Genomic DNA, 24,978 nt, shown 5'->3' with positions numbered 1-24,978 from the left:
GTGGCGTGCGGTTAGAGGTAGCGCATCCACCATCGGCCGCTGCTTCGCTTCACCTGGCCGAACCAGCGACACGCGAACCAGCAGGGTATCGCCACCGCCGCCGCGAGCGCCCAGAGCGCGCCGACGCTGGAGAGGCTGAACAGCGCCGCCTCGCCGGGTCCCCAGATCGCGGCCGCGGCCAGGTTGAGCAGGTGCAGCAGGTAGAGATGCAGAATATAGAAGAAGAGCGGCGCGGATCCGAAGACGACCAGCCACCGCGTAGCGTCTTCCGGGAGGCGCTCGAACCATGCCAGGATCAGCGCCCCCAAGCCCAGCGTCAGCAGCAGGAAGTCGGCCGACGGGGGATACTTGGTCACGTTGAGGAAGCTCAGGATGGTGTGGAGCAAGGTCGGGCCTGTCATCCACGGCAGCGGGTCGCCATAATGATTGATCGTGCGCAGGATCGCGAAGAGCGCGAGCATGCCGGCGCCCAGCCACACGAGCCGCCGCTGCCGGTCGGCCGACGACAGATCGCCTCGAAACCAGGGGCCGACAGCATAGCCGAGCGCGATCACGCCGATCCACGGCAAGAGCGGGTAGGACGTACGCGCATCGCCGCCCCACGGCAGATCTATGACGCTGCGGTCGTGCAGCACGGCCCACGGCACGTAGCCGGCCTCGCCCGGCGCAAACGCAATCGGATCGAGCAGATTGTGCCCGAGGACGATGACGACGCCGAAGGCGGCCAGCCAGCGGCGCGGAAGGTACAGCAAGCCTGCCAGCGCGATCATCGAGAGCCCGATGACCCAGATGACCTGGAGGAAGATCCGCGCGGGTGTCAGATCGAACGTCCAGGCAAAGTTCACGATGGTGAGTTCGAGCGCGATGAGGAAGAGCCCGCGTTTCAGCAGGAACTCCGACGCGGCCGCCTTGCCCCCTCGGGATTCCCCGTAGAGAAAAGCTCCCAATCCGGTGAGCGCTACGAAGACCGGCGCGCACAGATGCGCGGTAAGGCGCGTCAGCGCCAGCGCCGGATCCGTCGCACCTATGTCCATCGGGTCGCTGACCTGCGCGTGATAGTAGAAGAACTCGCGCGCATGATCGACAAGCATGAGCAGAATGACGAATCCGCGCAGCGCGTCGATCGAAGTGATACGCTGCCGAACGCCGGGGATGCTGATGGGAACGGCTGGTGCAGCGGTGATTGGTAAGGAAATCCGGTTCATTGCCTCAGCGGCATGATACAACGTGACATACGACGCAACCCTTTAGGCTCAGGGGGGGCTGCGAAGGGCTGATGGATGCCGAGGACGCTTCGATGCGCGAGCGGTTGGTCCATCCGCGGTTCAGGCGCGATGAACTCGCCGAACAGATTTCCGATCCACCCGTCGCCTCATCTTGGCCGAGCCGGTAACCACGCCAGCGAAGATCGAGAAGCTGGCGCTACTCTTGCGGGATAGGCTGCACCACGGCCCGCCTGACCTGCGTCAGACTTATACCGGCTGCTGATCAGCGAGGTGCGTGTGAACGATCGGGAAATCCGCATCAGCGGCTCGAAAGCCGTGCTGGCCCGGAGTGCCGCAGGGGGCGTGGCCAAAACCACGCCCGCAGCTTCTCGCTTGTTCGAGAATGGCGCGCCCAAGATGATGAAGATGCGTTTGGCTGACGCCAGCAGCACCAGCACCGCCGAGAGCATTTCCGGTGCTTCCACGATTTTCTCGACATGCCCTTCAGGTTCGGTGAGCCAAGGATGCGCAGCAAGCCAATCGAGCAGGCCTTCGTCACTGCGAAGGTCGAGCTGCAATTGCCCGATGGCCGCTCGCCGCCTGTCCAGCATCGCGAGCGCGTCTTCCGTCGGCTCCGACAGGATCAAGTGATCCTGGTGCGGACAGAGGTCGCCGTTCCGCACCAATTCCGGAATGCCGATCTCAAGATCGATGGGGCCGCACAGCTCTTCGTAGCGAGACCATTCAGCAAAACTGGCATCATATGGCGGCGTCGCCGTCAGCGCCACGAGGCGAACATCCGCCAGTCTGTGTGCTAGGCCGTGTTGACAAAAGGGGTTCCCAAGCTGTCCGGGTTCTGATTCAAGACTGCTTTTTGCGGAGCAGTTATGGGTCGCGGGGATTTGTCGGACGCGGAATGGGAGGTGATCGGGCCGCTGTTGCCGCCTGAGCGTGGGCGCTGGGCGAGGCCTGCGGGCGACAACCGGCGCTTTCTCAACGGCATGCTGCATGTCTTGCGGGTCGGTTGTCCTTGGCGCGACATGCACGAGCGATACGGCAAGTGGAACTCGGTCTATGTGCGGTTCCGGCGCTGGGCCGAACAGGGTGTCTGGGATGCCCTCCTGCAAACGCTGGTCGATCTGGGGCTTACCGACGACTGGCAGCACATGATCGACAGCACCAGCGTTCGCGGCCACGTCTCGGCAGCGGGCGGGAAAGGGGGGCTTGTGCGAACGCTCTTGGTCGATCACGCGGCGGCTTTACGAGCAAGATCCACGCCCGATCGGACAATCAGGGACGCCCTCTCGGCTTCATCCTGACCGGCGGCGAAGCCTCCGACTACATCGCCGCCGAGCCGCTGATGGCGATCCCGGTCGCGACACCCAAGGCCCTGCTGGCAGATAAGGGTTACGATGGCGACCGCTTCCGCGAGAACCTGCTGATCCGAGGCATCCTGCCGATCATCCCGCCCCGCTCTAACCGCAAGGTGCCCGAGCATCCCGACTACCGTCGCTATAAGGATCGCAACCGCATCAAGCGCATGTTCGGCAAGCTCAAGCAGCAGCGCCGCATCGCCACACGCTACGACAAGACGATCCTCTCCTTCGAGAGCTTCCTCAACCTCGCCGCAGCGCGCCTATGGCTGAAATCTTATGTCAACACGGCCTAGGCTTTCCCACTGCGAGAGACGATCCGGTGATGAAGCCGGGCAGTTCAACCGAAGTGATGGGCGAGTTAAATTTCAACGTCGTACGGTGCTACCGTACGAGGACATCATCGCGAGATTGAATGTTTGAAACGATCATATCAAAATCTAAATCTGCTGGCCGAATGACGGTGAGGTATCTTGACGCATTTTTTATTGCCATACCTAAGAAGTCCATAGCTATACCGGCGATCTCGATGTCGTCTTCCCAGTCTTGACGCTCAAATTTTTCTCTCACATCTCTCGAAGGCTGAACAAGAGAACGACAAGCATAATTATCAAGCCCCAAGGTTTTCTCGTCGCATAGGATTTCTGAGGGCCAAAGAGAGACCAATTTGTCCAAAATTTCGATAAGACGGTGACGGTCGACCTCTAGCGGAGGAAGCGTATCATCAATAAAAGAATTCACCTGCGCCTCCCACGTCGCCCTCGACCTGTCTGGTTTTGCTTCGTTTTCACAATTCGCCCATCGCTCCTAACAGAGAACTGCTGTCCTCCTTTTTCAAATTCTCGCCTGCTGCGCCACACCTTCCAGCTGCTGCCTCCATGCCCATCCACATCACGAACGAATATGCGCCCGCGCTCATCCTGAATGGCTCCACCACGTAGCCGCCCACCTTGTCTAAAATCATCCGAGTCGGGAGTGACGATTATAGTTCCGATGAAGACCGCGGCGATAATCTCGCCCGTTGTCTGCCCCATATCGCTCGCTTCGCCAGCTCGCTCTCCGGCTTCGAGAATCGCGGCGGCTGCTTGGGCGCCAGATTCTCCAGGCTCACCACGCTGCTCCGATCGTCGTATCCCTTCGGCCATTTGACCAGCTGTCGATTGTTCGTCACCTAGATTAGCTGTTTCTGCTCTGTGTGCTGACAGAGCACTTTCATACGCGAAGTAAGAAGAGCCGCTACAGTTGTTCACCCCCTCTATCCGAAAGCCGCAACCGCGCATTGAAACCATACCAGTAGGGTCTGAAAGGTTAATCGGATCGTTTCCGACATAGGCATACATGTTCATGCCGTCTTCGTACCCGATGGGATCGGTTTGCATGAACCGGCCGAGGGTGGGGGAGTAGAACCGGGCCTTGTAGTGGTACATGTCGACCTGCGGCAGCCACACCTGGCCGGTGTACTGGAACCGCCCGATGTTGTTGGGCGAGGGCATGTCCCTGTTGTCCGGGGTGCCTATGCCCCAGTCGTCGTAGCTGTTGATCGCGAGGACGCTGCCGGTGCTGCCGGTCACCGCGACGATCGAGCCCTGCGCATCGGCATGGAGGAAGCGCCGCGCGCTCGCCGCAGTGCCGGCGCCCTCGTACCACACCAGCGGATCGTCGGGGCGGGGGCGGAACTGCGTGTCGTGTTCCGGAACCCACGCCGGAACTTGCGAATGGTCCCAATATTCGCACTGGCCATGGCAGCCGCTGTCGGACGGCGGAACGTCATGCGAAGGTTCGGCCGGAATTGGCGCCGATGGCGCGCCGAAGGTCACATGCGGTTGACAGGAATGACAGGGTCCCGGGCGGAACTTCCGGTGCGGGCGTTCTCACGAGGTGCGTGGGCGGCCGCTAGCGGGGGTGGGATGAGCAGACGAATCGAAAGAGCGGATGGCGAGTCCGTCAGAGGAAAGGCGTGTAGGAAAGAGATTTGCGCGATGAACACCTATTTGGAGGTTATTGCATGTGTCACCGTAATTCCCACGGGTCACCGTAATCCCGCAATCCCTTACTACAGTACTACCAACTCAAAGTCTGAAATGACCTCTTCAAGTTGTCCAAACTTATTCATCGGCACTGAAAGGCTGAATATTTGATCACGTGTCGAACCATCGCAATGAACTCTAACGCGAAACTTCGCACAACTTCTCTTCACGATTTCTCTAAAAACCGGAATTTTTGCGGCTATCAAATCGAGCATTTCGGATACCATTTTGTCAGGAACTTCGTCTTCAGTAAATGCTTCATAACTCCACGTGCCGTATGCTCGCTCAGCGTGCTTTCCTCCGATTTCCGCAGGCTCACCCTTAGAGAAGCCTCGCCCCTTCAAACCAAGAATATCCGAAATCCAGTTCGGATCAACGTCGTTTGAAGATATGTAAAGCTGGCAAAACACCCGCGTGTCATCAAAATTAGTTAGCATAGTCTAATATATTCCAAGAACGCCGCCTGTGCTTGCATCGACATATGACCCATCGCTCATTATCTTTCCATGGTGATTGTTGGGCAGGCCCACGTCTCTCTTCATCGCTTCTAAAGCCCTGCCAGCGTCTCTCTTGTTAGAAAATCCTAACGCCTGCGCGGTCGAATCTTTGATGGTCCTACCACCTGTCTGCAATGTGCGGCAGGCGTTATGCACCACCGGTGATATAGGTGTGAAGCATGTCAACGGTCAGCGTATAGGCGACTTCCACGTCGCCGGTAAGACCAACTTCGATCACTTCAAACCGCTCGCCATCGGCTGCCACGAGTAGGTCGCCTACGGCTAGTTCCTCTGTGGTGTGCCACTCTCTGGCTGCATTGAGCCAAGGATGATCGTCGGTCGCTTCGAAGCGCGCAATCTCGCCGCTGGCCGCTCGCAGTACGACGCTGTAGGTCGGTTTCGGTTCGGTCTTGATGACGTCGAGCACCGACTGCGGCACGACCTCGCCGGTCGTCACGTCGTAAGCATAGACGAGGTCGCCAACCTCGAGTGTTTCAATCGCACGAAGTCCTTCCGGAGTGAAGACGAACGCGCCAGCGACCACACACCCACAAGCTCGCCCCAGCTTTCGCAGCTTGCCTAGTTTTCCGAGTTTTCCGAGACCGGGGATCAGATCGACGCCCGCCAAAAACTTGTCGGTGGTGTCACATTGCGAGATGAACATGCAGTCCACCGCAGCGCCGCCAGGGGCCAGTTCAAGTACGGCCCTGCCGAGGAAATTTCCAACGTCGCCAGCGGTGATGCCGCTGTCCTGCTTTTTGCCGGTAACGACGATAAGGTTGCCCCCATCGCTCGGTGTCGGTTCGTCTGGGTTATCGACCTTGCAACTGTATTCTTTACCATCGGAATTGTCGTCACAACTCAACCCCGTCGGATCGACTCCATTGATCGGATCGTTTCCGACATAGGCATACATGTTCATGCCGTCTTCGTACCCGATGGGATCGGTTTGCATGAACCGGCCGAGGGTGGGGGAGTAGAACCGGGCCTTGTAGTGGTACATGCCGACCTGCGGCAGCCACACCTGGCCGGTGTACTGGAACCGACCGAGGTTAGCTGGCGAAGGTATGCCCCAGTCGTCGTAGCTGTTGATCGCAAGAACGCTTCCTGAGCTGCCGGTCACCGCAATGATCGAGCCCTGCGCATCGGCATGGAGGAAGCGCCGCGCGCTCGCCGCAGTGCCGGCGCCCTCGTACCACACCAGCGGGTCGTCGACCTGTGTCCCGTGAACATAGCGCCGCAGGATTGTGCCCGAAGCATTAAACTCTGCGGTCAACTCGTCTCCCGCATAGACGAACTGCGCCATGCCACTTGGGGCATTATACGATGGACCCATGAAAGCCTGGATGTCTTGGACACTATTCTTCTTTGCCGCTGCCTTGATTGCCTTCTTCAGCGGTGAGCAGTGGAACACCCGATTTATCGTGTTCGTGATCCTGACAGTCCCAATTGTCATCTGGGCGGTGCGACAGATCAAGAAGACTCTGACACCGTCGCGTTAATGGATTCACGGCCTAGGACAAATGCCAGCGCTATCTTCCAAGGAAGAAGGTTCGCAACTTCTGGGCGAGTTCCTTCCTCGAACTCGTCGACAGTTGAACACCAAGCATCCCAACGCCGTATGCATAACCAATGGTCAATACCGCTCGCTCTGCGAAGCTGACGTAAGGCTTAATCTGAGTACTGAGGTAGGCCGCCGAGGCAATCGCGATGATGATGGATAGCATAGCCATCATTCGCCTAGCGTTGTGATTTTTCATTGCAACAGATTTCCCATTAGTCGCCGACGCCTCTCGTCCTCATCATGACGCCGAGGAGTCCGCTGACCATCATCCTTCGGTGTAGTGACCGGCGGTGAAGCCCGCTTGGCTGCTTCTCCCGCAGCTGCCGCTGCGGCACCAGTGGCAACCGCGCGACGCGAGTCGCTTCGTGCAGCTCTTCGCTCAGCTTGAGCGCGCCGATCTTGTGCTGCGGCCCTTTGCTGTCTCCCGGTGCCTCCGGCCCGCTCTGACGAACGCTGGGCTGCCTGGCGGACATTCTGTGCACGAGCTGCTGCTCTCTCAGCCTTCAAAGCTTTATTGGCCACATTTGCCAAACCGGTGCCTGTAGCTCCCAAGACTGCGCTGATCGCTACATCGCCCCAGTCGACTTCTTCCAACGACTTGCCTTCGACCACAGTTTGGATTCCCAGATCGAGCACACCGCCAACTATCGCTCCAACGACTGCGGCCTCGCCGGTGGGGTCCGTTTTATTGATCGGATCGTTTCCGACATAGGCGTACATGTTCATGCCGTCTTCGTACCCGATGGGATCGGTTTGCATGAACCGGCCGAGGGTGGGGGAGTAGAACCGGGCCTTGTAGTGGTACATGCCGACCTGCGGCAGCCACACCTGGCCGGTGTACTGGAACCGCCCGATGTTGTTGGGCGAGGGCATGTCCCTGTTGTCCAGGGTGCCTATGCCCCAGTCGTCGTAGCTGTTGATCGCGAGGACGCTGCCGGTGCTGCCGGTCACCGCGACGATCGAATCCTGCACATCGGCATGGAGGAAGCGCCGCGCGCTCGCCGCAGTGCCGGCGCCCTCGTACCACACCAGCGGATCGTCGGCCTGTGTCCCGTGAACATAGCGCCGCAGGATTGTGCCCGAAGCATTAAACTCTGCGGTCAACTCGTCTCCCGCATAGATGAACTGCGCCATACCACTTGGGGCATTAAAAGCACCTCACATTTTCTATTTCACCGCTTTCAATACTATAAATCCCTAAAGACTTTATTCTATCAGAATTCTCATATTTATTCGGGAGCTGGGCGACTGGTAGAACAATATTCCTACCATCTTCAATGATGGCAAACCGCACTCTCATTGTGTCTATTAGGAAGCCATCTCTTGTCGCGATAAATTCATACCAATAGTATCTAGAAAAATCTTCCTTTCTGACGTCACAAATCTTGGATTGAATCTCTGCATCTATCTCTAATGATAGACTCTGACTCATCAGGAACGGCGCTATAATTACATTACAGAAAACCCCAAGAATAGCCGACATCGATCTCATCTCACGATGCTCCCTTGCAAGTAAATAATTCTAGTTTCTACCGTATATTATTCCTCGGTATGTGTAAATGAACATCAGGTATGCAGGTCTATTTAGGTCTGCTCTAGATGGACGTACGGCATCTGGATAATTTCCTGGGTGAGTATGGAACCGAGCTTGAGGTAGCCCGTACCAGCCGCCATGCTCTCTCTTTAGTTGGAGCGCATTCAACGGGTTTCCAAGCTGGATCGATTTCTCAGTCCCAACCTTCTCCTTGCCAGGGAAGAATCCTCGTCCTTGTCTATCTTCGTAAATCCAGAAGCCTCGCTCTTTGCCGCCATGAAGCGTCCTCTCCCAAGATCGCACCATTGCTGCCACCACTTTTTTTGAGTTCAGTATCTCCCCAGCAAGTCTTTTGTCGGCGTCGTTTAGTTCGGCAAAATCTGTCGGGCAGTTTGGACCCGCACACCGGCCTTCAGCCGCCATTCTTAGTTGTTGAGTAAGATTTTCGCGAATCCCTTGCCTTATCTGCATGCCCTGCGCCGCACCCTGAATTCCAGTGGTCCAACCGCCAGTTGCCTTACAGGTCCCATCTTCGTTGGTAATGTGCGAGCCAGTGCACATACCCGTTGGATCGATCCCGTTCGCCGGATCGTTTCCGACATAGGCATACATGTTCATGCCGTCTTCGTACCCGATGGGATCGGTTTGCATGAACCGGCCGAGGGTGGGGGAGTAGAACCGGGCCTTGTAGTGGTACATGCCGACCTGCGGCAGCCACACCTGGCCGGTGTACTGGAACCGCCCGATGTTGTTGGGCGAGGGCATGTCCCTGTTGTCCAGGGTGCCTATGCCCCAGTCGTCGTAGCTGTTGATCGCGAGGACGCTGCCGGTGCTGCCGGTCACCGCGACGATCGAATCCTGCACATCGGCATGGAGGAAGCGCCGCGCGCTCGCCGCAGTGCCGGCGCCCTCGTACCACACCAGCGGATCGTCGGCCCCCACTGCCGCGCCGTGCACATACCGGCGGGTGAGCGTGCCGGCGCTGTTGTACTCGGCCACCAGCGCATCGCCGTCGTAGAGATAGTACCCCGTCGCCTCGCCCCCGCCCGAGGTCCGGTTGAGCCGCCCCAGGCCGTCATAGCGCAACGCCGCAGCCGCCGTGCCGGCCAGCGTCACGCCCGTCATCCGATTCTCCGGATCGTAGCTATAGCTGTTCGCCCCGTCGGAGATGAGATTGCCGCTGTTGTCGTAGGCGAACACCGCCGGGCCGGCAGTGGTGTACTGGTTGAGGTTGTTCACCGCATAGTCGCGGTCGGTGTTGACGTGGTAGGCCTTGCCCAGAACGTAAGCATCGTTCGAGATTATCCGTGTCAGCACCTGACCCGCAGGGTTGTAGGTGAAGTCGTAGTAGACCAGCCCCGAGTGGTTGAGCCGCGACGGTCGCGACAGCGGACCATGGGTTACCACTGTCGCCCGGCTGTTCGCACGGTCGATCCGCGTCATCCGGCCCGGCGCATCGTAGGTGTAACTCACCAGTACCGTGGTGTCTCATGGGCGCGATCGTCATCGCTGCAGTCGAACCGCCAAAATCAGCACAACCCCCTGACCGCGTTGCGCTTCATATGCAGCGGGCGCCGTGTCCAGTGTGCTGGATGCGGAGGTTGATCCGGCAGATGAGCCGAGGTAGGCCAACAGCAACCACAAAATCTGGAAAATTAAAATGCTCACTGCATAAATCATGTTCGTAATCGATCACTTTCTGGACGGAAAACCCTGTAGTAGATGAAAGGAACAGACATAAGCACCAGATTGATCAGACCCTTTGTTCTGCAAATTACATTCTCACCGTAAGTTCGCTGTAGGAATGATAGCCAATGCCAAGAATGTAGATGTCCTTGTTGCCTGGCCATTTCAAAATAGTGCTTGGCTTTATTGAGATCTTTTTTGAGTAAATTTCCTTTCAAATACTGGATGGCCAGTGAGTATGTGGCTGGCGAGAATTTTTTGTTTGCTAATATTTCATAGTGTTCGATTGCCCTCTTGGGCTTGTCAGAGCCTTGAAGAAACTGGGCAAGCAAAAAACGACCTTCAACTGATCCCAATGACGCGGATTTTCGAAGCCATTGCTCTGCTTTGTCGTAGTTTTTTGGAATTCCGTATCGGCCAAATAAGAAAGCATCACCGAGATAATATGCGCTTAAGGCAGAATTTTGGTCTGCCAAGTCAGTAAGCTTCTCAAGGCCTGCCTCAGCGTCGCTATCCGCAAGGGAAAGAGCATCCCAGACCTGTCCTGCTAATCTTTCATCTTTCCATTCTCGGGTCAAATTCTCTCCGCATCTCAAAAAACTTCTAATCTCTTCATTCGAATTTTTCCTTTGCATTTCAGGTACTCGACTACTTTCTGGTCAGGCTTGGCAAGCATCGTCACTCGCCGAAGGCGCGTCGCATCGGGGGATCATCTGCGGATCAACAATAATTATCGGCACAGGAATTCTGTTCAATAGTCTGAGCCACCAAGGCATCGGCGTAGGCTTGGGTTGCGTCGGTGTGGCCCTAGGCCGTGTTGACATAAGATTTCAGCCATAGGCGCGCTGCGGCGAGGTTGAGGAAGCTCTCGAAGGAGAGGATCGTCTTGTCGTAGCGTGTGGCGATGCGGCGCTGCTGCTTGAGCTTGCCGAACATGCGCTTGATGCGGTTGCGATCCTTATAGCGACGGTAGTCGGGATGCTCGGGCACCTTGCGGTTAGAGCGGGGCGGGATGATCGGCAGGATGCCTCGGATCAGCAGGTTCTCGCGGAAGCGGTCGCCATCGTAACCCTTATCTGCCAGCAGGGCCTTGGGTGTCGCGACCGGGATCGCCATCAGCGGCTCGGCGGCGATGTAGTCGGAGGCTTCGCCGCCGGTCAGGATGAAGCCGAGAGGGCGTCCCTGATTGTCCGATCGGGCGTGGATCTTGCTCGTAAAGCCGCCGCGTGATCGACCAAGAGCGTTCGCACAAGCCCCCCTTTCCCGCCCGCTGCCGAGACGTGGCCGCGAACGCTGGTGCTGTCGATCATGTGCTGCCAGTCGTCGGTAAGCCCCAGATCGACCAGCGTTTGCAGGAGGGCATCCCAGACACCCTGTTCGGCCCAGCGCCGGAACCGCACATAGACCGAGTTCCACTTGCCGTATCGCTCGTGCATGTCGCGCCAAGGACAACCGACCCGCAAGACATGCAGCATGCCGTTGAGAAAGCGCCGGTTGTCGCCCGCAGGCCTCGCCCAGCGCCCACGCTCAGGCGGCAACAGCGGCCCGATCACCTCCCATTCCGCGTCCGACAAATCCCCGCGACCCATAACTGCTCCGCAAAAAGCAGTCTTGAATCAGAACCCGGACAGCTTGGGAACCCCTTTTGTCAACACGGCCTAGAGACTGTAATACCGCAATGAAGTATAGATAAATTTCGAGGCTCGCCGACTCTGAAAGCATGAGTCTTATCACCTATTTACATAGCGCTCCGAATAGGTAGTTTCAGCATACAGGGGAGCAACCGAGGAGGGGCGCGTGAGATCCGGACGATGGCTGACCGCCGTGTCGCTTGCGGCATTGGCAAGCGGCGTGTTCGCAGCAGAGACGACCACTTATGAATACGACGCCCAGGGGCGGCTGATCGGGAGTTCGCGTTCGGGCGGTCCGGCCAGCGGGGTGATCAACATCACCAGTTACGATCCGGCAGGCAATCGTTCGAACCACAAGGTGGCGGGCGGTACCCCATCACCGTCTCCTCCCCCACCCCCGCCTCCGCCGAATACCCCTCCGGTGGCGAACACCGACTATGGGACCATGCCAGCGTGCTCGTTCGCCACGTTCAACGTCGTGCAAAACGACACCGATGCGGACGGAGACTACCCTCTGAAAGTGATCGCGGTCTCGGGAGCCCTGTCGCCCAGCATATCTGGAACGACCTCGATCAAGGTGGCCTCTTCTGGCGCAACCGGCGGCTTTCCGATCAACTACACCGTAGAGGATTCGCGAGGCGCGACCGGCGACGGCGTGCTGTACGTCAACGTGACCAGCGCAATCTGCATGTAGGCCGATCTTTGATCAGCCCAGAATAATGGAATCGACGCGTTAGGGGGAAGCGGTGAGAAATCGGTTTTTGGCAGGATTGGACAGCAAGAGGCGGTCGGCAGGCTTCTGGAGGCAGGTGGCACGCACTGCGCGACGGTCCCTGAGGGCAGGCTTTATTCTTCTCGCCGCATTGGTGATCTTCACCGCGCCGGCGCGTGCGCAGGAGATCGATCCGCTCAATGTGGAGCCCGATGCCAACGGGGTCGACATGCTCTCGGGCAGAGTGAAGTATCCGGTGCCGGTCCTCTCCGTGCCCGCAGCGCCCAATCTTCGGCTCGAAAGGCTGCAGCTCCTGGTTCCGGTGATGACCGGGTCCGAGACCTTCAATCAGGAAATTCGTCGGACTTTTATTCAGATCAACCCCGGCGGCGGGACTTCAGAGAGTTTTGAGTGCATCGAGGATAGTTGCTGGCCGGTTGCTAATAACGGATCGACGCTGTCGCACAATGGCGCATCGGTCAGCGGCGGCCGAACCTACTATTACATGCAAGGCGGGACAGGTGTTCGGATCACATTCGACAGTCTGGTCAACCGTCAGGACAACGGGTCCAAGGAAGATTTCGCACTCCATGCCTCCTCTGTCACCTGGCCGAATGGCGAAGCACTGACTTTCACCTACGAGAAAGTGGTGGAGATCCCCAATGTCCTCATCCGCCACAGGCCGACACGTGTGGTCAGCAACCTCGGCTACGAGATGCGGATGACCTATCAAGCAGGTGCACCCGACACCTATCAATGGAGCCAATTGGCGCAAGCCACGATCTACCGTTCCGCCGATTTATCGACGGCGCTTGCGCGGCATACCTACGGCACGGACGGGACGATCACCGATCTCGCCGGCCGTCAGTGGGGCTGTTGCACCGACCTGGTATACACCCCTTCAACAACGGCCGCGGTGACGCAGCGCCTTCCCGGAATGGGCAACGACAGCTTTTCTGCAACAGGCTCGGGCCGTTGGGTAACAAAGGTGGTGAAGGACGGCGTGACCTGGAACTATGCGGTTACGCCAACTACCGTCAGCGGCCGGTGCGGCTACTCGCACTGTGACCTTGAGCAGGTCGTTGTTACGGGCCCCAACAACTACAAGCGTACGGTGGTCAACGATGTGCCAGCCGGCAACGAGATTGCGGCCGTAATATCGAGCGTCACGGACGGCCTCAATCGGACGACGCACTACGGCTATGATGGCGAGCGGCGGCTGACGCAGATCACGTACCCTCGGGGCAATTCGGTACATGTTGTCTACGACAATCATGGCAATATCGTCGAGAGGCGCGAGCGGCCGACCAGCGGCACCGACCTTGTCGAGACTGCGAACTACACGGTGCCCGCCGCCCCCGGGCCGGGCGGCGGCGCCTGCGCCAACGTGAAGTGCTTCAAGCCCAACTGGACCCGCGACGCGGCCGGCAAGCAAACGGACTACACTTGGGCCACGCATGGAGGGATGTTGACCCGGACCGAGCCGACAGGCGCGAACGGCTATCGCAAGCGGACCATCTATGAATACCAGACGAGCGGCGGGATTACCCGTCTCGTGCGCGAACGCGTATGCAGCGTAACTGCAAGTGGCGGAGCGCACACCTGCGGGACTGCGACCGAGCAGCGCACCGTTTATACGTACTGGAACAACACGCTGCTCCCGCGCACTGTAACACGAACCAACGGCACGGGAACGCTGAGTGCAATCACTACGTACAGCTACGACAACGCCGGTCGGCTGATTTCCGAAGACGGGCCTCTGCCGGGCACCGGCGATGCGGTCTACTACCGATACGATACTGCTGGCCGCAGAACCTGGGAAATCGCACCACAGGGTGCCAACGGCACCAATCGGGCAGCGACGCGCATCACGTACCGGAACGCCGACGATCAGTCGACGCGAATCGAGACCGGCCATGTGACGAGCCCCACCGCAACCGTGCTCTCTCTCCTGCAGGACGTGCGGCACAGCTACAACAGCCGCCGGCTGCGCACCCACACTCGTACATATGATAATACTGCCGCTCTCAAGGCGGTGACGCAGTTCACCTACGACGCGCGCAATCAGTTGCTGTGCGAGGCCGTGCGGATGAACCCTGCCGTATTCGGCTCGCTGCCGAGTTCCGCCTGCTCTTTGGGCACGACCGGCAGCATGGGAGCGGACCGCATCAAGCGGCATACCTACGATGTACTCGGCCGCCTCAAGCAGACAGTGGGTGGTTACGGCGTGCTCAATGGCGCGGCGGGCAATATCGAGATCAAGCTCGATTACACCCTGAACGGGAAGATCGCTTGGCGCGAGGATGGTAACGGCAACCGGACCAACTATGCCTATGACAGTTATGACCGGCCCTGGCGCACGACTTTCCCCGACAGCACCTATGAGCAGCTCACCTACGACAGTCGCGGGCGCGTCACCCAGCGGCGCAACCGCCGCGGTCAGTTGATCACCCATGGCTACGACGACGCCGGCCGGTTGACCTCTACGAGCTATTCGACGAGCGATCCGGCGATCGCCTACAGCTACGACGGTCTGGGGCGCGAGACGCAGGTAAGCCGTTCGGGAATTTCGACGATCAGCTATCTTTACGACGCTCTGGGGCGCAGGAGCCGCGCGACGCAGGACGGGCGGCAGCTCAATTATCAGTACGATCTGGCCGGGCGGCGCACACGGCTGACCTGGCCCGACGGGTTCTACGTCACCTATGACTACTCACCCGCGGGGCAGGTGACCGCGATCCGGGAGAACGGAACCACGGCACTGGTGAGTTACACCTACGATGCGCCGGGCCGGATGACGCGGATCGACCGTGCGAACAGCCGGGCGACAGTGGTAACCCATGGTCCGCTGTCGCGACCGTCGCGGCTCAACCACTCGGGGCTGGTCTACTACGACTTCACCTACAACCCTGCGGGTCAGGTGCTGACACGGACGATCTCGAACGATGCTTACGTTCTGGGCAAGGCCTACCACGTCAACACCGACCGCGACTATGCGGTGAACAACCTCAACCAGTACACCACTGCCGGCCCGGCGGTGTTCGCCTACGACAACAGCGGCAATCTCATCTCCGACGGGGCGAACAGCTATAGCTACGATCCGGAGAATCGGATGACGGGCGTGACGCTGGCCGGCACGGCGGCTGCGGCGTTGCGCTATGACGGCCTGGGGCGGCTCAACCGGACCTCGGGCGGGGGCGAGGCGACGGGGTACTATCTCTACGACGGCGATGCGCTGGTGGCCGAGTACAACAGCGCCGGCACGCTCACCCGCCGGTATGTGCACGGCGCGGCAGTGGGGGCCGACGATCCGCTGGTGTGGTACGAGGGCGCCGGCACTGCGGCGAGCGCGCGGCGCTTCCTCCATGCCGATGTGCAGGATTCGATCGTCGCGGTGACCGGCAGCACCGGCAGCGTCCTCGCGATCAACAGCTACGACGACTGGGGCATAGGCACCCCGGACAACAGGGACATGCCCTCGCCCAACAACATCGGGCGGTTCCAGTACACCGGCCAGGTGTGGCTGCCGCAGGTCGGCATGTACCACTACAAGGCCCGGTTCTACTCCCCCACCCTCGGCCGGTTCATGCAAACCGATCCCATCGGATACGAAGACGGCATGAACATGTACGCCTATGTCGGAAACGATCCGGTCAATGGGGTTGATCCGACTGGGACATGCGGGACTCTGATTAAGGGATATGTGAGCGCAAGCTGCTCAGGTGACACCATCCTCGCCGGGATCAGGGAGACGCCGTCTAGGGTGGAAACCGCCAATGTTGCGCCTAAAGGAAACAACAATGGGTTGCAGGGGGCGCCGGGACGGGGACATAATAACGGACCGCCTTTAGACGAGGATGATGCAAGCAAGGGTGTGCTGAAGTGGCTCGGCCGGTTTGCCGGACGAATCGGGGGTGCAGCGGTCTCCCTACTTTGGTCTGAACCGGCAGGTGAAGGTTCAGATCAACCAGGAGATAGTTACACCGTCCATGCGCGGCAAAGAATGCAGGAAAGGGGTATATCAGAAGCGCGGGTAGAGGAAGCCAGACGGAAAGGTATCGTAACATTGCAAAATAATGGAAATTATCGCTATGATCTAGCTTCAGCAACCTCGGAAAGTGGCCGAGGGATTACTGTTATTGCTAATTATGAAAGGGGATTCAGAATCATTACCGTTATTGACAGGGGGTCAAAGTTTATACCAAAATGAACGATATTCAGAAGCTATATAAATTAGCCAGCCTTTTTCTCTCTGATGATGAGGGATCATTCGATAATTTAATGAAATTTATCGATGATTTAGTCAGCTCAGATAGAATCTATGAGTTAGATCATCCTTCGCAAAGGGCAATTCTCTCGTTGCAGGAAGATTTAGCGATTTTTGACCCGCAGAATCCAAAATCCCCCGACGTTGGTTTTTTAAGCTTGGATCAGGTTAAGGAGGCCGTTCGCTTATACTTGCACTTCTCTCCTTCTTAAGATCAGCGATATGCTTGCGAGAACGGGAAGATCGCTTGGCGCGAGGATGGTAACGGCAACCGGACCAACTATGCCTATGACAGTTATGACCGGCCCTGGCGCACGACTTTCCCCGACAGCACCTATGAGCAGCTCACCTACGACAGTCGCGGGCGCGTCACCCAGCGGCGCAACCGCCGCGGTCAGTTGATCACCCATGGCTACGACGACGCCGGCCGGTTGACGTCGACGAGCTATTCGACGAGCGATCCGGCGATCGCCTACAGCTACGACGGTCTGGGGCGCGAGACGCAGGTAAGCCGTTCGGGAATTTCGACGATCAGCTATCTTTACGACGCTCTGGGGCGCAGGAGCCGCGCGACGCAGGACGGGCGGCAGCTCAATTATCAGTACGATCTGGCCGGGCGGCGCACACGGCTGACCTGGCCCGACGGGTTCTACGTCACCTATGACTACTCACCCGCGGGGCAGGTGACCGCGATCCGGGAGAACGGAACCACGGCACTGGTGAGTTACACCTACGATGCGCCGGGCCGGATGACGCGGATCGACCGTGCGAACAGCCGGGCGACAGTGGTAACCCATGGTCCGCTGTCGCGACCGTCGCGGCTCAACCACTCGGGGCTGGTCTACTACGACTTCACCTACAACCCTGCGGGTCAGGTGCTGACACGGACGATCTCGAACGATGCTTACGTTCTGGGCAAGGCCTACCACGTCAACACCGACCGCGACTATGCGGTGAACAACCTCAACCAGTACACCACTGCCGGCCCGGCGGTGTTCGCCTACGACAACAGCGGCAATCTCATCTCCGACGGGGCGAACAGCTATAGCTACGATCCGGAGAATCGGATGACGGGCGTGACGCTGGCCGGCACGGCGGCTGCGGCGTTGCGCTATGACGGCCTGGGGCGGCTCAACCGGACCTCGGGCGGGGGCGAGGCGACGGGGTACTATCTCTACGACGGCGATGCGCTGGTGGCCGAGTACAACAGCGCCGGCACGCTCACCCGCCGGTATGTGCACGGCGCGGCAGTGGGGGCCGACGATCCGCTGGTGTGGTACGAGGGCGCCGGCACTGCGGCGAGCGCGCGGCGCTTCCTCCATGCCGATGTGCAGGATTCGATCGTCGCGGTGACCGGCAGCACCGGCAGCGTCCTCGCGATCAACAGCTACGACGACTGGGGCATAGGCACCCTGGACAACAGGGACATGCCCTCGCCCAACAACATCGGGCGGTTCCAGTACACCGGCCAGGTGTGGCTGCCGCAGGTCGGCATGTACCACTACAAGGCCCGGTTCTACTCCCCCACCCTCGGCCGGTTCATGCAAACCGATCCCATCGGGTACGAAGACGGCATGAACATGTATGCCTATGTCGGAAACGATCCTGTCAATGGGGTTGATCCGTTCGGTATGGCGAAAGTCTGCACACCTATTACTGGCTCAAGGGTGAGACAAGGAGGCGCATGCGTAACCGTGGATGCCGACTTTGACGGCAATGGTAGAGACGACCTATCTCGTGGGCAGCTTAATGATCTTGGCGATGATTTTCGTAGCGCCATCGTAGCGAACGATGGCGCTGATATCTCGGAGAATGTAAACTCCGTGCCCCCGATATTGCGAGGGATAGGCACAACCATGGCCCAGGCCGCATTTGTAAGTGTCGTCACCCAGTTTTTCACGCAATCGTCACAGGGGCAGCAGTTATTGAGCCGAACAAACAGCATCTATGTCGGAGCCAGATATAAAGGTTCTTCGCGAGCTCCAGCCCGATTTCAACCTGACGCATCCGGAAGTCGAGGTGACATGTTAATTAGCACCTCTTTTCGAGGTAGTTTTATGAATGGCTCTCACATGGCACGGTTGATCGCCCACGAGGCGTATCATCCCTTCTATTCTTTCTTGAACCCTATTCCCGGTGTGCATCAGGTGATTGATAACCGCGCGCGAGCTTTCATCAAACGGCACGGATTGGCTGATGGGGGATGTCCGCCACTAAAGGGATTTTACTTCTCCACTAGCTGTTAATATTAAAGGCGATGGAAGCCATACACCTAAATCATCTCCAAAAGGAGCGCCATGGATAGCAAATCAATATCCCACCGTGTAGCAATTGCAGCAATAGGTTTGCCTGCAACGTTATCGTCATGCTCCTCGGAAATTGACTATATGGCAAAATACTGCACTGGCTACGACACCGTGTTGTACATAAATGACGATATGAAAACCTTTGTGAGCTCCGGAGCGCTGGACGCCTCCGAGATGACAGAAGGAAACTTCGAGGGAGGGGAAATAATAAGAAAGGACAGTGGAGGACATTATGAATATGACGGAGAATTTATGTTCTCTTTTCCTAAGAGTAATTTTATAACAGAAGCTATATCTGATAGCTCACTTAAAATAAGAAACGGTTCTTATATAGTGGAAGGTCATTCATCAGAAGGCAATCATATTAATTTTTACATAGATCAAGATGGATCTCTTTCGCGATTTGTGGAGATATTAAGCACTCAAGGTGGAGATGAGGTCGCTGTGATGTGGACCCTTTGTGGTGGGAACTTTACTGTCAATTGACCGCCTTAACTGATCTGCTCGATCGGTCAGGCGATTCGCACCTCGTTGCGTTAGTATTCAAGGGTTAAAAAGAAGCGAGCAGCACGTTTTACACAAGGAGGTGCGAACATCGAACGGATGTGTGTTCGGCTGAAACACTTTCGATACCGACCGCGACTATGCGGTGAACAACCTCAACCAGTACACCACTGCCGGCCCGGCGGTGTTCGCCTACGACAACAGCGGCAATCTCATCTCCGACGGGGCGAACAGCTATAGCTACGATCCGGAGAATCGGATGACGGGCGTGACGCTGGCCGGCACGGCGGCTGCGGCGTTGCGCTATGACGGCCTGGGGCGGCTCAACCGGACCTCGGGCGGGGGCGAGGCGACGGGGTACTATCTCTACGACGGCGATGCGCTGGTGGCCGAGTACAACAGCGCCGGCACGCTCACCCGCCGGTATGTGCACGGCGCGGCAGTGGGGGCCGACGATCCGCTGGTGTGGTACGAGGGCGCCGGCACTGCGGCGAGCGCGCGGCGCTTCCTCCATGCCGATGTGCAGGGTTCGATCGTCGCGGTGACCGGCAGCACCGGCAGCGTCCTCGCGATCAACAGCTACGACGACTGGGGCATAGGCACCCTGGACAACAGGGACATGCCCTCGCCCAACAACATCGGGCGGTTCCAGTACACCGGCCAGGTGTGGCTGCCGCAGGTCGGCATGTACCACTACAAGGCCCGGTTCTACTCCCCCACCCTCGGCCGGTTCATGCAAACCGATCCCATCGGGTACGAAGACGGCATGAACATGTATGCCTATGTCGGAAACGATCCGGCGAACGGGATCGATCCAACGGGGTTATGCACTGGCTCGCGCATTGCGCTTGTCAAAAGTGACTGCGTGATCGAAAAGGATAAATTGGCACCAAGCGATGGAGACAACCATATCGTTGTGCAAGGGTTCAGGAATAAGAAACCCATTCCGACGGTCTCTATCGGAAGCGCTGCTTCTGCACTTGTACCCCTCCCGCAGCCGGATGAACGTTATGGGTTGTTGCGATATTTTTCAGAGTTGATATTTGAGCAAGCTAAAAAGGAACGAGAAAAAGCAAAGAAATACCTTGAGAATTGTCTTGAAGGAGAAATTGATGCCGGTCAGGTTGCCGTTGATGGCGCCGAAAAAGGAGGGCGCAGACTGCTCGGAGAGCCATCACCTACAGAAATTGTTCCCCAGTCGAGTGCCAGAAAGAGAATAATAGGCGGGCTAGGCGGAGCTGTCTCAGGATCCGCTAAATCAGCCTTGCGACAGGCCTGTGAAAATGGCAATAATTAAGCGGGCGATGACATCATTAATTATTGGAGCAGCGCTGTATATCGCCACTTTCCTTTCTAGCGCGCTCTTCTTACTCCTTGGAATTAAAATGTTTGTTTTCTACGTTCTGCTAGAGGAGATTATAAAATCATCCACTCGCATTTCACACAATAGGTTTGTAATTATTTTATCCATTGTGTTTTTTGCTATATTTGAGATGGCTGTTAAATTATATAATGCATATTTTAGTAAATCTTCAAGTTTGTTGGGTGAAAACTTTTCGTTGATGACATCAGATATCGTCTCCAGCCCCTGGTTGTGGACCACGGCTTTTATTCTTCCATTGTTAATGCACGCCTCAACTTCTATTATTTATAGTAGCAGAATTCGGATTCTATACGCTTTTTCTCTATCATCTATTATTCATGTTTTATTTAATTATTTTAGTTTCTTTGCGGTCGGCTAGGATTTGAATTCACTACAGCCATCGGATGACGGCTGCAGCGATGGCGATCGCGCCCATGAGACACCACGGCACTGGTGAGTTACACCTACGATGCGCCGGGCCGGATGACGCGGATCGACCGTGCGAACAGCCGGGCGACAGTGGTAACCCATGGTCCGCTGTCGCGACCGTCGCGGCTCAACCACTCGGGGCTGGTCTACTACGACTTCACCTACAACCCTGCGGGTCAGGTGCTGACACGGACGATCTCGAACGATGCTTACGTTCTGGGCAAGGCCTACCACGTCAACACCGACCGCGACTATGCGGTGAACAACCTCAACCAGTACACCACTGCCGGCCCGGCGGTGTTCGCCTACGACAACAGCGGCAATCTCATCTCCGACGGGGCGAACAGCTACAGCTACGATCCGGAGAACCGGATGACGGGCGTGACGCTTGCCGGCACGGCGGCTGCGGCGTTGCGCTACGACGGCCTGGGGCGGCTCAACCGGACCTCGGGCGATCATAGTCGCAGGCCTCAGGCTGGACTGCACCAGGACGGGATTGGCGTTGGCTACCAAGACAAGCGCGACAGCGGACGATCTCAGCCAGAAGTATCGCGTCAAACCCCTGCCCCCTCAAACGTAGTCAGGTCATCTGTTACGAATTCTGATTACTTTCTCAATGGCGGAAGGAATCTCCGACTGCGCCGATGAGACGAGACGTCTGCCCAGGACGATAAATTCAAGCGCGGAAAGTCAATCGCGCCTCAACGAGGCACCCGCGTATGGATCGTAGTCCGCGGGCGGAAGATTTCCGCGCGGATCTGCGGGTTCCGCGATCATAACCGGCTCTTGCGAGGGTATTGGCTGACGCCAGACGTCGGTGAACGTCAAGGCTACCAGGGGGGCGCCCAGCAGCAAAAAGCACCCGATCACGACCTGAAACCCGCGCCTGATCGGGAGGCGTCCCGACAGCATCATCAGTCCGACAAACGCGATCGCGAGCACGCACAGAATGGTCGCCACGCTGCCGAGCAGCGTGGCAGTGAGCCATCCGACCGCCTCGCCCAGTGGACTGGCTGAAGTCCGTTCGAATATCGTCACCCGCCCGGCCATGGGACGCCCATTCTCGCTCACTTTGGTGTGTCGCCGGAACGAACTTTCGCAGATCATTGCAATGAATCAACACCGCTCTCTTCGGACAGAGCTGACCTGAACGAGCGACAGCAGCTATTTCGCCAACACCCCTTTGCATCGTCACCGAATTTTGTATGACTCAAACCTCAGGGAGGGGTTCGCACACATTGGCCGAAGATCTTCGCCAGGACGTTCTGTTTACCGGGCTCACCCGGCCGCAGATGTTTGCGGGCGTGACCTACAGCTATTTCGTGATCAACGCGGTCATAGCGGTCGAGCTGTTCCTGATCTTTAAGAGCTGGTGGGTGCTGCTCGCGGCGCTTGTGATTCACGGCGTAGGCATGGTCCTATGCCTCCATGAACCGCGGTTCGTCGACCTCTGGCTCACGCGCGTGCGCAACTGCCCGCGGGTGAAGAACCACGCGCTGTGGCGATGCAACTCCTACCGTCCCTGACCCGCGATCCCAAGGTGATGGCGCGCGAAGCGCCGGCGGGCGCGCACCTGCCGTATGCCCGGCATATCGACGATGCGACGATCGAGACACGCGACGGCCTCTTGATGCAAACGATCCGCCTCGGCGGCCTGCTGTTCGAGACTGCCGACAGCGACGAACTCAACTACCGCGCGACCCTTCGCGACGCGATGCTGCGCGCGCTCGGCTCGTCGCGGTATGCGGTGTACCACCACCTAGTGCGACGGCCTGCGGCAATCGCGATGGGCGCAAACCCGCCCGACTCCTTCAGCCGCTGGCTCGATGCGCGGTGGAAGGCGCGCTTCGAGGAGCGGCAGCTTTATGTCAACGAGCTGTTCCTGACGATCGTTCGTCGCCCGTTGCAGGGGCGTGTTGGCTCGGCCGACCGCTTGAAGAGCTGGTTCTCGCGCTCGAGCGGGCGCAATGCCGAACGGCTCGCAGCCGAAAAGCACGCACTCGACAACGCGCGCGAAGCACTGATGGCGGCGCTCGGGCACTACGATCCGCATCTGCTTACGATCTACGAGACGGCCGAAGGCCGCCGATCGGAACCGCTCGAGTTCCTCTCGTGGCTCTTCAACCACGATATGCGCCCGGTCGCTGTGCCGCGGGGCGACCTCGGCCATCATGTGCCGGCGCGGCGGGTCAGCTTCGGCCAGCACGCGATCGAACTGGCCCCCGCCGGGCATCTGCCGCGCAGCTTCACCGCGATGATCTCGATCAAGGACTGGCCGGGACGGACGATGCCGGGCATGTTCGACGAACTCGCCCGTCTGCCGTTCGCGTTCGACCTGACGCAGAGCTTCGCGCTCGTGGAACGGCGCGAAGCCTTGTCGCGGATGAACCTCGTCCTCAGGCGGATGCAGTCGGCCGAGGACGAGGCGCTGTCGCTGCGCGACGAACTCGTCAATGCAAAGGACGAAGTGGCCGCGGGTCGCGCAGGCTTCGGCGAACATCACACGACGATCGCGGTGCACGCCGACAGCCTCAAGGCGCTCGATGCCAATGTCGCCGAAGTCATCGCGCTGATGGCCGATCTCGGCATCAACGCAGTGCGCGAGGACATTGCGCTCGAACCCGCCTTCTGGGCGCAGTTCCCCGGCAACTTCCGGTATATCGCCCGGCGCGGGCTGGTTTCGACGACGAACTTTGCAAGTCTCGCCAGCCTGCACAACTTCCCCGTGGGTAAGCCGCACGGCAATCACTGGGGCGATGCGGTGACGCTGTTCGAGACGACCGCGGCCGGGCCATACTTCTTCAACTTCCATCATCACGATCTAGGCAATTTTACCGTGATCGGGCCGTCGGGCTCGGGCAAGACGGTGGTGCTCAATTTCCTGCTTTCGCAGGCGCGCAAGTTCAGCCCCCGGATTATCTTCTTCGACAAGGATCGAGGCGCGGAGCTGTTCATCCGCGCAATCGGCGGGAGCTACGACCGGTTGCGGCCCGATGCGCCCTCGGGTCTCAACCCGCTGCAGCTCCCCGACACGCCGGCAAACCGCGATTTTCTCGGCGAGTGGCTTGCGCTGCTTGCCGGCGGCGTTTCCGCCGAAGAGCAGGAGGCGATCCGCGAGGCGATCGAGACGAACTATCTTCAGCCGCGCGAGCGGCGCCGGCTGCGCCATCTGGTCGAGCTCTTCCGCGGTGGCGACCGCCCGCGCGCAGGCGATCTCTATTCGCGTATGCGCCCGTGGTGGGGCGATGGCGAGCGCGCCTGGCTGTTCGACAACGAACGCGACACGACCGACCTTGCGCAGGAGACAGTCGGGTTCGACATGACCGCGATCCTCGACGATCCCGTAGCGCGCACCCCGGCCATGCTCTATTTCTTCCACCGGGTGGAGGAGCGGCTCGACGGCTCGCCGGCGATCATCGTGGTCGACGAGGGTTGGAAAGCGCTCGACGACGATGTCTTCGTGCGGCGGATCAAGGATTGGGAGAAGACGATCCGCAAGCGCAACGGGATCGTCGGTTTTGCGACCCAGAGCGCGCAGGACGCGCTCGAGAGCCGGATCGCGAGCGCGATCGTCGAACAAGCCGCGACGCAGATCTTCATGATCAATCCCAAGGCGCGCGCGGAAGATTATATGGGCGGGTTTGGGCTGACGCGGCACGAGTTCGATCTTGTTCGCACCCTGCCCGATTCCTCGCATTGCTTCCTGATCCGGCACGGCAAGGAAAGCGTGGTCGCGCGGCTCGACCTGTCGGGCGAGAACGATCTGCTGACGATCCTGTCCGGACGCGAAAGCACGGTGCGGTTGTTCGACCGCCTGCTGCCGACCACCGGCGACAATCCCGACGACTGGATACCGGCCCTGCTCGGGGAAGCTGCCTGA

Annotated in this window: 19 protein-coding genes and 2 pseudogenes; 10 read left to right on the top strand and 11 right to left on the bottom strand. The window is 58.6% G+C overall.

Features of this window, described 5'->3' with window-relative positions:
- Positions 1-11 precede the first annotated feature (11 nt).
- Positions 12-1,205, bottom strand: coding sequence for a DUF1624 domain-containing protein (locus tag V5F89_RS10980; RefSeq protein WP_338445684.1), 1,194 nt, complete (start codon positions 1,203-1,205; stop codon positions 12-14).
- A gap of 167 nt (positions 1,206-1,372) precedes the next feature.
- Complete coding sequence (locus V5F89_RS10975; protein ID WP_338445683.1) at positions 1,373-1,993, bottom strand: hypothetical protein; 621 nt, start codon at positions 1,991-1,993, stop codon at positions 1,373-1,375.
- A 99-nt stretch (positions 1,994-2,092) separates the two neighbouring features.
- Between V5F89_RS10975 and V5F89_RS10965 the strand changes: the two are divergent.
- Positions 2,093-2,874: pseudogene (locus V5F89_RS10965) on the top strand (IS5 family transposase).
- 88 nt (positions 2,875-2,962) lie between these two features.
- Here V5F89_RS10965 and V5F89_RS10960 read toward each other — a convergent pair.
- The 8 genes and pseudogenes from V5F89_RS10960 to V5F89_RS10925 form a co-directional block, all read right to left on the bottom strand.
- On the bottom strand, positions 2,963-3,319 hold the full coding sequence (locus V5F89_RS10960) for a hypothetical protein (protein WP_338445681.1): 357 nt from the start codon (positions 3,317-3,319) through the stop codon (positions 2,963-2,965).
- On the bottom strand, positions 3,316-4,395 hold the full coding sequence (locus V5F89_RS10955) for an RHS repeat-associated core domain-containing protein (RefSeq protein WP_338445680.1): 1,080 nt from the start codon (positions 4,393-4,395) through the stop codon (positions 3,316-3,318). The genes V5F89_RS10960 and V5F89_RS10955 overlap by 4 nt, the downstream gene beginning before the upstream one ends.
- A gap of 236 nt (positions 4,396-4,631) precedes the next feature.
- Positions 4,632-5,042, bottom strand: coding sequence for a hypothetical protein (locus V5F89_RS10950; RefSeq protein WP_338445679.1), 411 nt, complete (start codon positions 5,040-5,042; stop codon positions 4,632-4,634).
- 208 nt (positions 5,043-5,250) lie between these two features.
- A complete protein-coding gene (locus tag V5F89_RS10945; RefSeq protein ID WP_338445678.1) occupies positions 5,251-6,408 on the bottom strand; it encodes an RHS repeat-associated core domain-containing protein in 1,158 nt (385 codons plus the stop codon).
- Positions 6,409-6,858: 450 nt separating this feature from the next.
- The gene (locus V5F89_RS10940; RefSeq protein WP_338445677.1) at positions 6,859-7,800 is read right to left on the bottom strand and encodes an RHS repeat-associated core domain-containing protein; all 942 of its coding nucleotides are present in this window, start codon (positions 7,798-7,800) and stop codon (positions 6,859-6,861) included.
- 388 nt (positions 7,801-8,188) lie between these two features.
- A complete protein-coding gene (locus tag V5F89_RS10935; RefSeq protein ID WP_338445676.1) occupies positions 8,189-9,643 on the bottom strand; it encodes an RHS repeat-associated core domain-containing protein in 1,455 nt (484 codons plus the stop codon).
- 233 nt (positions 9,644-9,876) lie between these two features.
- Entirely contained in the window at positions 9,877-10,521 is a 645-nt protein-coding gene (locus V5F89_RS10930; RefSeq protein WP_338445675.1) for a tetratricopeptide repeat protein, read from the bottom strand.
- 172 nt (positions 10,522-10,693) lie between these two features.
- Positions 10,694-11,475, bottom strand: a pseudogene (locus tag V5F89_RS10925) (IS5 family transposase).
- A 208-nt stretch (positions 11,476-11,683) separates the two neighbouring features.
- On the opposite strand from V5F89_RS10925, the gene V5F89_RS10920 reads away from it, so the two are divergent.
- From V5F89_RS10920 to V5F89_RS10890, 7 genes are all read left to right on the top strand, one after another.
- Positions 11,684-12,211 carry an Ig-like domain-containing protein gene (locus V5F89_RS10920; RefSeq protein WP_338445674.1) on the top strand — a complete coding sequence of 176 codons (528 nt, stop codon included), beginning with the start codon at positions 11,684-11,686 and terminating at the stop codon, positions 12,209-12,211.
- A gap of 115 nt (positions 12,212-12,326) precedes the next feature.
- Positions 12,327-16,439: an RHS repeat-associated core domain-containing protein gene (locus V5F89_RS10915; protein ID WP_338445673.1), complete on the top strand. Its 4,113-nt coding sequence runs from the start codon at positions 12,327-12,329 to the stop codon at positions 16,437-16,439.
- Entirely contained in the window at positions 16,436-16,708 is a 273-nt protein-coding gene (locus V5F89_RS10910) for a hypothetical protein (protein ID WP_338445672.1), read from the top strand. Before V5F89_RS10915 ends, V5F89_RS10910 begins: the two co-directional genes overlap by 4 nt.
- A 186-nt stretch (positions 16,709-16,894) precedes the next feature.
- On the top strand, positions 16,895-18,742 hold the full coding sequence (locus V5F89_RS10905; RefSeq protein WP_425334352.1) for an RHS repeat-associated core domain-containing protein: 1,848 nt from the start codon (positions 16,895-16,897) through the stop codon (positions 18,740-18,742).
- A gap of 51 nt (positions 18,743-18,793) precedes the next feature.
- The gene (locus V5F89_RS10900; protein ID WP_338445671.1) at positions 18,794-19,288 is read left to right on the top strand and encodes a hypothetical protein; all 495 of its coding nucleotides are present in this window, start codon (positions 18,794-18,796) and stop codon (positions 19,286-19,288) included.
- A gap of 163 nt (positions 19,289-19,451) precedes the next feature.
- A complete protein-coding gene (locus V5F89_RS10895; RefSeq protein ID WP_338445670.1) occupies positions 19,452-20,603 on the top strand; it encodes an RHS repeat-associated core domain-containing protein in 1,152 nt (383 codons plus the stop codon).
- Between the two features lie 519 nt (positions 20,604-21,122).
- Positions 21,123-21,746, top strand: coding sequence for a hypothetical protein (locus V5F89_RS10890; RefSeq protein WP_338445669.1), 624 nt, complete (start codon positions 21,123-21,125; stop codon positions 21,744-21,746).
- 42 nt (positions 21,747-21,788) lie between these two features.
- Here the strand turns inward: V5F89_RS10890 and V5F89_RS10885 are convergent, their stop codons facing one another.
- Positions 21,789-22,136: a TrbC/VirB2 family protein gene (locus V5F89_RS10885; RefSeq protein ID WP_338445668.1), complete on the bottom strand. Its 348-nt coding sequence runs from the start codon at positions 22,134-22,136 to the stop codon at positions 21,789-21,791.
- Between the two features lie 254 nt (positions 22,137-22,390).
- On the opposite strand from V5F89_RS10885, the gene V5F89_RS10880 reads away from it, so the two are divergent.
- Positions 22,391-22,624, top strand: coding sequence for a type IV secretion system protein VirB3 (locus tag V5F89_RS10880; protein ID WP_338447564.1), 234 nt, complete (start codon positions 22,391-22,393; stop codon positions 22,622-22,624).
- Positions 22,603-24,978: a VirB4 family type IV secretion/conjugal transfer ATPase gene (locus tag V5F89_RS10875; RefSeq protein WP_338445667.1), complete on the top strand. Its 2,376-nt coding sequence runs from the start codon at positions 22,603-22,605 to the stop codon at positions 24,976-24,978. Before V5F89_RS10880 ends, V5F89_RS10875 begins: the two co-directional genes overlap by 22 nt.

Origin of the sequence: Pelagerythrobacter marensis (assembly GCF_036700095.1) — a bacterium.
GTDB classification, from domain to species: domain Bacteria; phylum Pseudomonadota; class Alphaproteobacteria; order Sphingomonadales; family Sphingomonadaceae; genus Pelagerythrobacter; species Pelagerythrobacter marensis_A.
Note: the sequence above shows the minus strand (reverse complement) of the source record. Positions and strands in the feature narration are given on the sequence as shown.

Excerpts from the sequence above, each read along its gene's own strand:
- V5F89_RS10980 (WP_338445684.1), bottom strand. The coding sequence starts at position 1,205 with ATGAACCGGATTTCCTTACCAATCACCGCTGCACCAGCCGTTCCCATC.
- V5F89_RS10950 (WP_338445679.1), bottom strand. The coding sequence starts at position 5,042 with ATGCTAACTAATTTTGATGACACGCGGGTGTTTTGCCAGCTTTACATA.
- V5F89_RS10945 (WP_338445678.1), bottom strand. The coding sequence starts at position 6,408 with ATGGCGCAGTTCGTCTATGCGGGAGACGAGTTGACCGCAGAGTTTAAT.
- V5F89_RS10940 (WP_338445677.1), bottom strand. The coding sequence starts at position 7,800 with ATGGCGCAGTTCATCTATGCGGGAGACGAGTTGACCGCAGAGTTTAAT.
- V5F89_RS10935 (WP_338445676.1), bottom strand. The coding sequence starts at position 9,643 with ATGACGCGGATCGACCGTGCGAACAGCCGGGCGACAGTGGTAACCCAT.
- V5F89_RS10930 (WP_338445675.1), bottom strand. The coding sequence starts at position 10,521 with ATGCAAAGGAAAAATTCGAATGAAGAGATTAGAAGTTTTTTGAGATGC.
- V5F89_RS10910 (WP_338445672.1), top strand. The coding sequence starts at position 16,436 with ATGAACGATATTCAGAAGCTATATAAATTAGCCAGCCTTTTTCTCTCT.
- V5F89_RS10900 (WP_338445671.1), top strand. The coding sequence starts at position 18,794 with ATGGATAGCAAATCAATATCCCACCGTGTAGCAATTGCAGCAATAGGT.
- V5F89_RS10880 (WP_338447564.1), top strand. The coding sequence starts at position 22,391 with ATGTTTGCGGGCGTGACCTACAGCTATTTCGTGATCAACGCGGTCATA.
- V5F89_RS10875 (WP_338445667.1), top strand. The coding sequence starts at position 22,603 with ATGCAACTCCTACCGTCCCTGACCCGCGATCCCAAGGTGATGGCGCGC.